This is a genomic window from Haemophilus sp. SZY H36, from assembly GCF_018829625.1.
GTDB lineage: Bacteria > Pseudomonadota > Gammaproteobacteria > Enterobacterales > Pasteurellaceae > Haemophilus > Haemophilus haemolyticus_K.
Window position 1 is genome coordinate 48045 of sequence record NZ_JAHKKA010000006.1, and the last position, 12972, is coordinate 61016.

At 38.6% G+C, this 12972-nt stretch carries 15 protein-coding genes and 1 rRNA gene; 4 read left to right on the forward strand and 12 right to left on the reverse strand.

The window, feature by feature from the left end:
• Positions 1-177: 177 nt before the first annotated feature.
• Entirely contained in the window at positions 178-396 is a 219-nt protein-coding gene (gene infA, locus KP713_RS08450; protein ID WP_005627617.1) for a translation initiation factor IF-1, read from the reverse strand.
• Positions 397-601: 205 nt separating this feature from the next.
• Between infA and rsmA the strand changes: the two genes are divergently transcribed.
• From rsmA to KP713_RS08470, 4 genes are all read left to right on the forward strand, one after another.
• On the forward strand, positions 602-1465 hold the full coding sequence (gene rsmA / locus KP713_RS08455; protein ID WP_215770392.1) for a 16S rRNA (adenine(1518)-N(6)/adenine(1519)-N(6))-dimethyltransferase RsmA: 864 nt from the start codon (positions 602-604) through the stop codon (positions 1463-1465).
• Positions 1466-1479: 14 nt separating this feature from the next.
• Entirely contained in the window at positions 1480-2307 is an 828-nt protein-coding gene (gene apaH / locus KP713_RS08460; RefSeq protein WP_215770393.1) for a bis(5'-nucleosyl)-tetraphosphatase (symmetrical) ApaH, read from the forward strand.
• A gap of 9 nt (positions 2308-2316) precedes the next feature.
• Positions 2317-2940, forward strand: coding sequence for a glucose-6-phosphate 1-dehydrogenase family protein (locus KP713_RS08465; RefSeq protein ID WP_215770394.1), 624 nt, complete (start codon positions 2317-2319; stop codon positions 2938-2940).
• 100 nt (positions 2941-3040) lie between these two features.
• A complete protein-coding gene (locus KP713_RS08470) occupies positions 3041-4375 on the forward strand; it encodes an NAD(P)/FAD-dependent oxidoreductase (RefSeq protein ID WP_215770395.1) in 1335 nt (444 codons plus the stop codon).
• Positions 4376-4415: 40 nt separating this feature from the next.
• On the opposite strand, the gene rseB is transcribed toward KP713_RS08470, so the two are convergent.
• The 11 genes from rseB to rrf all read right to left on the reverse strand — a co-directional run bounded on the left by rseB (position 4416) and on the right by rrf (position 12962).
• A complete protein-coding gene (gene rseB / locus KP713_RS08475; protein WP_106013847.1) occupies positions 4416-5363 on the reverse strand; it encodes a sigma-E factor regulatory protein RseB in 948 nt (315 codons plus the stop codon).
• Positions 5364-5450: 87 nt separating this feature from the next.
• Positions 5451-6038, reverse strand: coding sequence for a sigma-E factor negative regulatory protein (locus KP713_RS08480; protein ID WP_215770396.1), 588 nt, complete (start codon positions 6036-6038; stop codon positions 5451-5453).
• 17 nt (positions 6039-6055) lie between these two features.
• Positions 6056-6634, reverse strand: coding sequence for an RNA polymerase sigma factor RpoE (gene rpoE, locus KP713_RS08485; RefSeq protein WP_005627595.1), 579 nt, complete (start codon positions 6632-6634; stop codon positions 6056-6058).
• Positions 6635-6742: 108 nt separating this feature from the next.
• Positions 6743-7000 (reverse strand): FAD assembly factor SdhE, encoded by a 258-nt coding sequence (locus KP713_RS08490; RefSeq protein ID WP_005690047.1) that lies wholly within the window; start codon positions 6998-7000, stop codon positions 6743-6745.
• Positions 7001-7094: 94 nt separating this feature from the next.
• A complete protein-coding gene (gene mscL, locus KP713_RS08495) occupies positions 7095-7481 on the reverse strand; it encodes a large-conductance mechanosensitive channel protein MscL (protein ID WP_005630888.1) in 387 nt (128 codons plus the stop codon).
• 73 nt (positions 7482-7554) lie between these two features.
• Positions 7555-8931: a Trk system potassium transporter TrkA gene (gene trkA / locus KP713_RS08500; protein ID WP_215770397.1), complete on the reverse strand. Its 1377-nt coding sequence runs from the start codon at positions 8929-8931 to the stop codon at positions 7555-7557.
• Between the two features lie 3 nt (positions 8932-8934).
• Positions 8935-9738: a glycosyltransferase family 2 protein gene (locus KP713_RS08505; RefSeq protein ID WP_118846346.1), complete on the reverse strand. Its 804-nt coding sequence runs from the start codon at positions 9736-9738 to the stop codon at positions 8935-8937.
• An 8-nt stretch (positions 9739-9746) separates the two neighbouring features.
• Positions 9747-11099: a 16S rRNA (cytosine(967)-C(5))-methyltransferase RsmB gene (rsmB, locus tag KP713_RS08510; protein ID WP_215770398.1), complete on the reverse strand. Its 1353-nt coding sequence runs from the start codon at positions 11097-11099 to the stop codon at positions 9747-9749.
• On the reverse strand, positions 11099-12055 hold the full coding sequence (gene fmt / locus KP713_RS08515) for a methionyl-tRNA formyltransferase (protein ID WP_215770399.1): 957 nt from the start codon (positions 12053-12055) through the stop codon (positions 11099-11101). The genes rsmB and fmt overlap by 1 nt, the downstream gene beginning before the upstream one ends.
• Before the next feature lie 74 nt (positions 12056-12129).
• A complete protein-coding gene (def, locus tag KP713_RS08520) occupies positions 12130-12639 on the reverse strand; it encodes a peptide deformylase (RefSeq protein WP_140527856.1) in 510 nt (169 codons plus the stop codon).
• Positions 12640-12846: 207 nt separating this feature from the next.
• Positions 12847-12962 (reverse strand): 5S ribosomal RNA (gene rrf, locus KP713_RS08525).
• Between the last annotated feature and the right edge of the window lie 10 nt (positions 12963-12972).

Here is a 12972-nt window from a genome sequence, read left to right on the forward strand (position 1 = left end):
CAGCCTTTGACGTAGATCAGCCACCAATCTGCAAAGGCAAGGAACGAAAAATTCAATGTGGCTAAGGCTTGCGGATTATACCGATTTTTTTACGTTCCGCAACCAGTTTGAGTTCTTTTTGAACAAAAAAGAAGGCCGATATTGTAACAATATCGGCCTATCTCAAGTCTTCTATGATTAACGACTACGGAAAATAATACGACCTTTACTTAAATCATAAGGGGTCATTTCTACAGTCACTTTATCCCCAGTCAAAATACGGATATAGTTTTTACGCATTTTTCCAGAAATATGCGCAGTAACCACGTGACCGTTTTCCAACTCCACGCGGAACATAGTATTCGGTAAAGTCTCTAAAATTGTGCCTTGCATTTCAATGCAATCTTCTTTCGCCATTGTATCCTCTAAAAATAATCGATTTTTTATCCGCACTTTAGGCGGAAAAGTTAAGAAAAACGGGCGGATTATAGCCGTTTTTGGCTTTCTACGAAAGAAAAAATAATATTGTTCATAAAAAACTCAATTTAGCATAAGTTAACAATGATTTACAAAGCCAAAACAAGCCCTATAATAACCGCACTCTTATAAAAGAAGATAATATATGAATTCAAAAAAACACTTAGGCCATACGGCGCGTAAACGCTTTGGTCAAAACTTTTTACATGATACCTCTGTGATCCAAGGTATCGTGGCGGCAATTTACCCCCAGCCTAATCAATTCTTAGTGGAAATTGGTCCGGGACTTGGCGCATTAACAGAGCCAGTTGGAGAGCTTGTCGATCATCTGACTGTGGTAGAGCTTGACCGAGACTTAGCAGAACGTTTACGTCATCATCCATTTTTACATCAAAAGCTAACCGTTATTGAAACGGATGCGATGCAATTTGATTTTGGTGAGCTTTATGCAAAAGCAAATTTGGCAGAAAAAGATCAGAAATTACGTGTGTTTGGTAACTTGCCATACAACATTTCTACGCCATTGATGTTCCACTTGTTTAAGTATCATGATGTGATTCAAGACATGCACTTCATGCTACAAAAAGAAGTGGTAAAACGCTTATGTGCAGGGCCAAATAGCAAAGCTTATGGTCGCTTAACCATTATGACGCAATACTTCTGCCAAGTGATGCCTGTACTTGAAGTTCCACCTTCTGCCTTCAAACCTGCACCGAAAGTGGATTCAGCTGTTGTGCGTTTAATTCCTCATAAAGAATTGCCGCACCCTGTAAAAGATTTATATTGGCTGAACCGCGTTTGCTCCCAAGCATTCAATCAACGCCGTAAAACATTGCGTAATGCGCTTTCAACATTATTTTCAGCCGAAAATCTGACCGCACTTGGTATTGATTTAAATGCACGTGCAGAAAATTTAGCTATCGCAGATTATGCACGCCTAGCAAACTGGTTGGCGGATAATCCACCAGCTGATATCAATAAAGATGAAATCTTAGATTCAGAAGAGTAAAAAGAGCAGTTAAAATGGCAACCTATTTCGTCGGTGATTTACAAGGCTGTTATGATGAATTACAGCTTTTATTAGAGCGTGTAGATTTCAATCCTGCGCAAGATAAACTTTATCTCGTGGGAGATCTTGTGGCACGTGGGGATAAATCACTTGAATGTCTTCGTTTCGTAAAATCACTTGGCAATGCAGCACAAACTGTACTAGGCAATCACGATTTACACTTAATTGCGACTGCACTGGGTATTAAAAAAGTGAAATCGCGTGATCGTGTTGATGCCATTTTTAATGCACCGGATTTCGATGATCTCATTTACTGGTTACGTCATCAGCCATTACTTGTGCATAATGAAAAGCCAAACTTCCTGATGGCACACGCAGGCATTTCGCCTGATTGGAATTTGGAAACTGCGAAATCTTGTGCGGCTGAAGTTGAACAGATTTTACAGCACGGCGATTTTCATTATCTCATTGAAAATATGTATTCTGAACAGCCTGATCGCTGGTCGCCAGATTTACAGGGCTTAGCGCGTCATCGTTATATTATTAATGCTTTCACTCGCATGCGTTTTTGCTATTTAGATCATCGCTTTGATTTTGCCTGTAAATCCCCTTTAAAAGATGCACCGGCTGAACTCACGCCTTGGTTTAATTTAGATAATCCACTTTATAAACAAATTCCCATTGTCTTTGGGCATTGGGCTAGTTTAGTGGATGAGCCTACTCCACCAGGTATTTATGCCTTGGATACAGGATGTGTGTGGAATAATCGGATGACCATGTTGCGTTGGGAAGACAGACAGATCTTCACGCAAAGTGCGGTCAAAAATTACAGTGACTTTTAAGGAAACGCTATGCTCTCACTCACTGCTGAATCTTGCGAACTGTTCAATATTCCTTTCTATCAATTCGCCCAAATGAAAAAATTCTGTCCGGAAGATATTCCGGCAATTAAAGCTGATTACAAATTACATTGGGATAACTGGAAAGCGATTATCCAAGAAGTCGCAAAGCAGCTTGGCACACCTTTTGCAAAACCGCATATTGAAAGCTGGACTAATGGCTGGCAGGTACGCGCCCATTTCTTCGCTTATTTTAAATACGAGTTTAACCAAAATTCTGCAGCCATTTTTTCCGTGCTCTTAAATCGCCGTCGATTAAGAGTGTGCTTGGATTGGCATTGCTATCGTGCAGATCGCTCACAAATTAATGTGCAACAATATAATCAGTGGCTTGATCAATTTAATTTCAAACAATTTGCTGATTTTGATATTTGGCGAGAGGATGAAAGCGAATATGATGATTTTCGCCAAGTGAAAGCCATTTCTGAAAAAGATCTTCTCTTGCGTTCAGAGGACGATTTTTGGTGTATTGGGAAAAGTATTGAAAAAGATCAACTAAGCCAAATCGATCCCGTTTTATTTATCACCCAAACCATCCAACAATTACAACCGCTTTACGATCGCTGCCATCAATGAAGCGCGGTCATTTCCATTAAATTTTTTCTTCTTGTTTATTTGTTATGCTATCATTACAGTAGTTTAACATTTTTAACAATTTTGCTTTTAGGAGTACATTATGAAAAACGTCGTGATCGTTGGCGGAGGGGCTGGCGGCATTGAATTAGCGACATTTTTAGGAGATAAATTAGGTCGAAAAGAACAGGCTAAAGTGACACTTGTGGATCGCAATACGACCCATTTATGGAAACCATTATTACATGAAATAGCTACGGGTGTGATGGATGATGGCATGGATTCTCTTAGCTATCGCGCACATGGTAAAAATCACCATTTCAGTTTTGAACAGGGTTCAATCACTCGTATTAATCGTGAACAAAAATATGTTGAACTCGCCCCTGTTTATGGGCAAGAAGGCGATATGCTCGTCATTGCTCGCCGAATTCCTTATGATTACTTGGTGATTGCGATCGGTAGCAAATCAAATGATTTCAACACAAAAGGTGTAGCAGATAACTGTATTTTCCTAGACAGCTCAGATCAAGCGTTGCGCTTTCAGCAAAAGATGTTGGAATTATTCCTTAAATTCTCTGAAAACCGTGCTTTAGATGATATTGGTGAAGAAGAATTTAAACAAAAATTAGTGGATGAAAATAAAGTGAATATTGCCATTGTCGGTGGCGGAGCAACTGGTGTGGAATTAACAGCAGAGCTTTATCATGCCACGGAAGATTTATCTTCTTACGGTTATGGCAAGATTGATAACTCTTGTTTACAAGTCACACTCATTGAAGCCGGACCTCGCTTACTGCCAGCTCTACCAGAAGATTTATCTGCTGCGGTATTAGACGAATTGCAAGAAATGGGCGCGAACGTGAAATTAAATACGATGATCACAGAAGCCCAGCCAAACACGCTTATCACCAAAGATGGCGAAGAAATCAAAGCTGATCTGATTGTGTGGGCAGCAGGTGTTCGCACCTCAACGGTGACACAGCAATTCGATGGATTAGAGCTTAACCGTATCAATCAATTAGTGGTAAAAGATACTCTCCAAACTACGGTGGATGACAGTATTTTCGCCATTGGTGACTGTGCAGCATTAATGCAACCAAACGGTAAATTAGTTCCGCCAAGAGCGCAAGCTGCACATCAAATGGCAAAAGCTTGTGCGAAAAATATCTTTGCACTTTTTGAGCAAAAACCATTAAAAGCGTTCAAATACAACGATAAAGGAACTTTGGTTTCTCTTTCAAGCTTTACCGCATTAGGTAGCATTTCAAATAAATTTGGGAAAAACCCACTGACCGTTCAAGGTAAATTTGCACAATTTGCCTATGTATCCTTATATAGAATGCATCAACATGCTTTACATGGTTGCATTAAAATTGGATTGATTATTCTGGTTGATAAACTTAATCGTTATTTAAAACCAAGATTAAAATTACACTAATCTTTAAAAATAAAAGTGCGGTGAAAAATCACCGCACTTGTTATCGAAATTTAACTTCTTGTACAATTCGCTTAGCTGCAGCTATGGGCAATTGCCCGATAAAAGTAATTTCTTTTCCGCCATTCACTTCACTATAAATCGTATATGCCCCTTGTTTCCAAGTATTTTCTGGCAAAACATTAGAGCCAGCGTTAGAAACAAACAGAGTAAAAGTAAACAAACCGTCGCTATATAGCGTACTATCTATCACTTCATTTTCTAATGTTTCTTGGGTATATCGAATTAAAGAAAAACCTTGTGGCAACCAACCTGCAGACCAAGTTATATCTGAACTTTGTTCATTTTTACTTTCTTTCAACAAAGGGGGCATTGAGACTTTATTAATATACTCCGTCAACCCTCTTAGTCTATCATCGATATAAAGCGTTACAACTCTAAACTGATCAAGTAATTTACCCTCACTATCAAGCATATCGCCGCGTAACAATAAACCATTTTCTTCATCTACAAACACTAAATACTGATATCGGAAATCATCTTTAGGGACAATACGGATTGTATCAGCAAAACGTCCAGCCACTCGATCTTTACCTATTTTTATAAAATCATAAACTGAAGAAAGTTTATCAAAATCAGCGCGAACAACAGCAGGCATTGCATCGACTATATTGCCACTATTAAGCGTAAAGGCTTGAGTATTTGGCTGAAAATAACTGACTAAATTATCACGCTGAATAATTTCTTGTTGACGACCATCAAGCGTCACTAATTGCGCATAAGTTTTATTATCTTTCTTAATATGACGATAGCGAAAGGAATCCATATTTGATGGAGTTGTTTGAACAAAGGCAAGCTCATAATTGAGATTATCCAATGCTTGTGTCATTTTATCTAAAGACTGCTTCGCAGAAAGCTCTTCAGCTGAAGTAATGTTACTAAATAGAAAAGAAAGAGAAAGTGCGGTGAGTTTTAACGCTATTTTTTTCATAAACATTAAATTTAAAGGATAAAAATTCACCACACTAAATAGTATATTAGGTGGTGAATTAACATAAATGCACAGGGCTAATCCATATTATTTTTGACTATTACTACTTACATTTAATGCATCTGCATTCATACGACGTTGTAATTCATAGTTCTGTAACATCGCACCAATACGGCGACTTTTTTGTTCAAGCTGCTCTGATGTCAATGTATCTTTACTCGGCGCATTATAGCTCACCTCTTGAACCGCATTATTAAATGGCAAGGTTTGCAATACTGGAGTCTCAGGTAAATTAGACGCTTCGTTTTTATTATTGAAAGATTGAACACCAAGTACCGCCACTAAACATACACCAGCAGCAACTGCAACTTGTGTCATTGGCGCAAAGAACGCTTTTAATTTTTGCATAAATGCAGAATTATGTGAATCTTCTGGTTCAGGTTGAGACACCGCAATGACATCGACTTTCTTCACTTCTTCAGATTCAATTAAACCTGCCATTTTAGCGGTAAAATCAGCCCCTAGAAACAAGGCGCTTTCTTTACGCATCACTGCTCGTACAGCATGGAATACCCGCCAAGATTCTTGTAATTCTTCGTCTTTCAATAAAGCATCTGTCAAGCCAGCCTCGACTTGTTCGCCATCCATATAGGCTGAAAGTTGCTCTTTTTGCATAGTAAACTCCGACATTTTTATTCGCGTTGCATCAGTGGCTGAATCTTATTCTCAATAATTTCCCTTGCTCGGAAAATACGAGAACGAACAGTACCAACAGGGCAATCCATAATTTCTGCAATCTCTTCATAGCTTAAGCCTTCTAGCTCTCGCAAGGTGATTGCTGTTTTTAAATCTTCTGGCAAACTGTGAATCGTACTAAACACGATTCGTTCAAGTTCACTAGATAACATTTCATTTTCAGGTGTATCTACATCCCGCAAGTGCGTACCCACATCATAATTTTCAGCATCCTCAGCTAAAATATCTTCATTAGGTGGACGACGCCCTTGAGCCGTTAAATAATTTTTTGCCGTATTGACGGCAATTCGATAAAGCCATGTATAGAAAGCACTTTCGCCACGAAAAGATTCAATTGAGCGATAAGCCTTTATAAAGGATTCTTGCACCACATCAGGAATATCGTTACGTGATACATAGCGAGTCAAAAGCCCCGCCACTTTATTCTGATAACGAGAAACCAACAAATTGAAGGCTTTCTTATCCCCTTGCTGCACTCTTTCTACCAAAGCCTGATCTGTTAGCTGTTCAGCCATATTTCTCCTATGCCAATATCTAACACGCCTTAATATTCAAGACAGCAAGCTCTTGTTGCAATCTCAGACACAAGTGTGTGAAAAAAGTTCATACGTATCTTAATAATTTTAATTAGTTGTGATTTTTTGTACGTTTTGGATATATTCCACCATAGATTGAATGTCTGAATCTGATGATTGACCACGATTAAAAAACCAAGAAAACAGCTGCAGATCTGTACTTGCTAATAAACGAATAAATATATCTTTCTTGTCATCCGTTAATTCATCAAAATGCTTCAAATAAAAAGGCATAATGATTTTATCCAACTCCAACATTCCTCGGCGGCAATCCCATTCAATACGGAGTTTATTATATTTTTCCATTTTTAATTCCTTAAATTTTAGGGGGCGATTATAGCCTAAAAAATAACAATAAAAAAAGGTTGGCATATTTACCAACCTTTACTTTTCAATTTCATTATTTATTCTTTAATAAATCACGAATTTCTGTGAGCAAATCTTCTGATGTAGGACCTGCTTTTTTCTCTTCTGGTTTTCTCACTTTATTAAGTGCCTTAATCATCATAAAGATTGCAAAAGCAATAATAATGAAATCGATAACATTCTGAATAAATACACCGTAGTTTAAAGTAACAGCCGGAACATCGCCTTGTGCTTGAGCTAATACAAATTTCATATCTTTGAAATCAATGCCACCCGTTAAAATACCAAGCACAGGCATAAAAATATCACTAACAAGTGAACTTACGATCTTACCAAACGCACCGCCGATAATCACACCGACAGCCATATCTACAACATTACCGCGCATTGCAAATTCGCGAAATTCTTTAATAAAACTCATAATAATTTTTCCTTTAGAGATTGAATAAAAGAGCGCCCATTATAATGAGTCGCTCTTAAAAGTAAATAAATCGTTAAATGAAGAATGCACTTGGCTGGAACAATTTTTCAATTTCAGGCACATTCTTCTTATCACTCAAATAAATAACCACATGATCGCCTTCTTCAATCACAACTTGGCGTCGTGCAACAATTACATCATTTCCACGCAATAAAGCACCAATAATTGTTCCCATAGGCAAACGCAACTCACCAATTTTGCGCCCGACCACATTGGAGGTGCTTTCATCACCATGCGCGACAATTTCGAGAGCTTCAGCAATACCATGTCGTAATGTAGCCACATTTTTCACATCCCCTTTACGAACATGACCAAGCAAAGCAGAAATTGTCGCTTGCTGTGGCGAAACTACAATATCAATACTTCCACCTTGAATCAGGTTTATATAAGCAATTCGTTGAATCAGCACCATTGCTTTCTTGGCACCCAAACGTTTTGCCAATAAAGCGGACATTATGTTCGCTTCATCATCACTACTCAATGAAAGGAACACATCGACATTTTCAATATACTCTTCAAACAATAAATTTTGATCAGACGCATCACCATAAAAAACCAAGGTTTTTGAAAGTTTTTCAGCTAGCAAATTAGCCCGTTCTTCATCACGTTCAATTAATTTTACGGTACAAACATTTTCCAAACATTTCGCTACACCAGCGGCAACATTTCCGCCCCCAACAATCATTACGCGTTTATAAGGTTTTTCTAAGCGTTGAAGTTCACTCATTACTGCTTTTATGTGCTCAGTTGCACAAATAAAAGTAATTTCATCACCGGCTTCAACAATAGTAGAACCCTGCGGGCGAATCGGTTTGCCGTTACGCAAAATAGACATAATACGGCAATCAATATGTGGCATATGTTCACGAAATGCGGAAAGCGCATATCCAACCAAAGGGCCACCATAATAAGCTCTTACCACAACCATGCTAATACGATTATTAGCAAAATGGGCAACTTGTAATGCCCCTGGATAAGCAATTAAGCGTGTAATTTCATCTGTCACAAGATTTTCAGGCGAAATCAAATGATCAATAGGGACATTCTCATCATTGAATAACTTATCTTTTTCACGTAAATATTCTGAATTACGAATACGGGCAATACGCGTTGGTGTATTAAATAATGTATAGCCCATTTGGCAGGCTACCATATTGATTTCATCAGAAGCTGTTACGGCAACCATTAAATCTGCATCGGCAGCACCTGCATCACGAAGCACTTTTGGTGATGATGGCGAGCCTTGCACCACACGCAAATCATGCTTTTCTTGTAAAGCTTGCAACTGTGGAGACTCATTATCAACGAGTGTAATATCGTTATCTTCACTAACCAAATTTTCGGCAAGCGTTGTTCCTACCTGACCTGCGCCCAAAATAATAATTTTCATCGCTTACTCCGTTCGTTCTAATACAAGAGGACGAATGCCTATTTCTGATGAATTTAGACCGCACTTTAATGCGTTAATCTGGCGACAAATCTCATCTGTCACCCCATTAGCCTGAGCCATTTGTTCTTCAGTAATCTCCTGTGGCGCTTTTTGGAATAAAATCGCATCCAATAGCCGTTCTGCATGCATTCCATCTCTGCAGTAATGAAGTACGCCAACATCATTAAATAGCGTTGCAACTTTAGCTATCTTAGTTGTCGCAATACCAAGTGCACCATCTTCACCGCCTAATTGATGAAATAATTCATCTTGTGGGAAACCACCACATGCCAAGAAAAAAGCTCGACGAAAAACCACGCTCCCACCACAGGTCATTCGCATGTGTTGCCATGCAAACTCAAAATTAGGATGTTCAGCATAACGCGCGGGCAAATCAATCGGCTTTAATGCTAAACGTACCACTGAGGTATCTGGTTGAAAATGAAAAGTCGCCGCTGCAACTTCTAATGCGCCCTGTTCATAAGCATCATCAGCGTCTAAAAAAGCAATAAATTCATTACTTGATTGCAAAGCGCCCCAATTGCGCGCTTTAGCCACGCCACTATTTTTCGGCATAGACTCAACAACTATTTTTTCTGGATACTGCGTAGCCCATTCTTGCGCCAAAGCTAACGTGTTATCTTTAGAGCCGTCATCAATCAACCAAATTTTCCCCAAATAAGTTTGAGACAATGCGGATTGCACTGCGCGTGATAGCGTTTGTTCTGCATTATAGCAAGGAATAATGACATCAATATTGGCAAACATTTTAGCCTCTAAGCACATTTACGTAACTTCGCATAATAGAACCCATCACCACTATTTGGTTGCGGAATGAATTGAAAACCCACCGCACTTTTATCATCACTAAAGGGTAATAGCAATAACTCAGCATCCGCGTGAGCATTTAAAAATGCTTGGATTTGTTCGTAATTTTCTTCGGGCAATACAGAACAAGTCGCATAAAGCAAAACACCGTTTGGCTTCAGTTTTTCCCAAAGCGCACTCAGAATTTTCTTCTGTAATTCAACAAGCTGAGCAATATCGGTTTCTTTGCGTAACCATTTTATATCAGGGTGGCGTCGAATCACCCCTGTAGCAGAACAAGGTGCATCAAGTAAAATTCGGTCAAATTTCACCGCACTTTTACCGATCTCAGCTAACCATTCGTCAGGTTGACTCGCATCACCACACACCACTATCGCTTGCTGATTTAAACGTTCAAGATTTTCTTCTACTCGTTTTAAGCGATGGGATTCTACATCTAATGCAATCACATTAGCTTGAGGTGCCAATTCCAAAATATGAGTTGTCTTACCGCCCGGTGCAGCGCAAGCATCGAGGATCCATTCCTCATTTTTTGGCTCAAGCAACGTTGCTGCCCATTGAGCACTCAAATCTTGCACCGTTACAGCACCATCTTCAAAGTGCGGTAAGTTTTGCACTGCAATCGGTATATCTAAACACAGCGCATTAGGGTGATGGCTTGTTTTCGAAGAAACACCTTGTTCTTCAAGTAAAGTGCGGTAAGTTTCGAGTGCGTTTTTTTGTGAATTCACACGTAGCCACATTGGTGGTTTCTGATTGTTCGCCTCAATGATCTCACACCAATTCGGATAAGCTTTTTTTAATTTATTCACGAACCATTCAGGGTGAAGTGTTTGCCAATTTTTATCGATAATTGCCAAAATTTCATCTTGCTCACGTAAAAATCTACGCAAAACCGCATTCACTAATCCTCTAAAACTATCAGATTTTAATGATTTTGTTGCATTCACAACTTCATCAACTGCCGCATGAGCAGGCACTCGCATGTAAAGCAATTGGTATAACCCTACAAGCAACAAGCAATGAACAATGCGAGTTTTACCTTTAAGTGATTTATCCACAAGACGTTTGATAATTTGCTCTAAGCGAGGCAATACGCGACACACGCCAAAACAAATTTCTTGTAACAAGGGCAAATCTTGGGCTTTTACAGAAGGTTGCACTTCTGGAATTAATGCCGACAAGGATTTTCCCTCATCCAATACTTGCAAAATTAAGTTTGCGGCAATAGCCCTGGTCGAAAGTGCGGTCATGTTTACTGAATTTTTTATGTTGATAGTTTTAGAAGAAAATTTTTTCATTATGCAAGCACCTTACCAATAGTAAACCATTCTGCACGGCCATTTAATAAATCTTGTGCAGACATAGGCTTTTTACCTGCAGGTTGTAATTGCAATAAGTTTAATACACCATCGACAGTCGCAATTTGAATGCCATTTTTGTCCGCACTTAAAATAGTTCCCGCTGGTTTATCTTGATGAGGAAACACTTCCGCTTGATATACTTTTAAAGTTTGTGCATTGCCATCCTTATCTTCTGTTGAAAAATAAGCAATCGGCCAAGGATTAAAAGCACGAATATTACGCTCAAGTTGCATTGCAGGAAGTGACCAATCTAATTGTGCCTCTTCTTTAGAAAGTTTTTCTGCATAATTGCTTTGGCTGTCATCTTGTTTTTCAGCTATAAATTTACCGTTTTCAAGATTATCTAAAACATCGATTAATGCTGATGGAGCAAGCTCTGCCAGTTTGTTATAAAGACTTGTTGAAGTTTCAATCGGTAAAATATCACAATAAACTTTGTGTAACATATCACCTGTATCTAAACCTTCATCCATTTGCATAATGGTTACACCCGTTTGTGCATCACCAGCCCAAATTGAGCGCTGAATGGGTGCTGCTCCTCGCCAACGAGGAAGAATAGAACCATGCACATTTAAACAACCTAAACGAGGGGCATCTAATACAGCTTTCGGTAAAATTAATCCATAAGCCACAACAACCATTACATCTGCATTTAACGCTTTTAATTCAAACTGCGCCTCTTCTTTGCGTAAGGATTTAGGTTGATAAACGGGAATGTTATTTTGCTCAGCAAGTTGCTTTACTGGGCTTCCTTGCAGTTTTTTACCACGACCAGCTGGTTTATCAGGTTGAGTATAAACAGCGATCACATTATGTTGGGAATTTAGAATGGCTTGTAAATGCTGTGCAGCAAAATCTGGCGTACCAGCAAAAATAATATTAAGTGATTTCATAATGTTCTACGTTATGGTGATTGATAGGAAAAGTGCGGTTAAAATCAACCGCACTTTAATTAAGAATCAGAAGCTTATTGTTTCGCAATTTGTTTTTTATATTTTACCAATTTTTCTTTAATACGTTGGCGTTTAAGTGGAGAAAGATAATCAACAAATAAAATACCATTTAAATGATCAATTTCGTGTTGAATACAGATCGCAAGCAAACCATCCGCATCTAAAGTAAATTCTTTACCGTCACGATCTAACGCTCTCACTTTCACTTTTTCTTTACGAGGCACTAAGGCACGAAATCCAGGAATAGACAAACAACCTTCTTCAATGCCTGTTTCGCCTTCAGAAGCCAAAATTTCTGGATTGATGAGGACAAGTTGATTTTGTTTATCACCTTCAACATCAATAGTAATAATACGTTGCAAAATATCTACTTGAGGTGCTGCTAAACCAATACCTTCCTCTTGATACATCGTATCAAACATATCATCAACAATTTTACGAATTGCATCATTAACTTCAGTAACAGGCTTACAGACAAGCTTTAAGTGATCATCAGGATAAATTAATACATTAAGTGCGGTCATAATTTCTCTTGTTTTTAAGGGTAGAACTTTAGCGGGATTGTAGCACAGCTAATAAAACATTAGTTGAAAAATCACTTATTTATTGAAAATTAGAATCAGACTCTTATTTGATTAAATAATGAGTAAATTCCAAAAGAACAAAAACCCCAGTCCTTCAACTGGGGTTCTTATCTTTTATTCTACTCTGCTTTATTTATGTATTTGGTAACCTGGCGGTGCCCTACTCTCACATGGGGATGCCCCACACTACCATCGGCATTACAGCGTTTCACTTCTGAGTTCGGTATGGTGTCAGGTGGTTCCACCGCACTATCGCCGCCAGGATAATTCTTT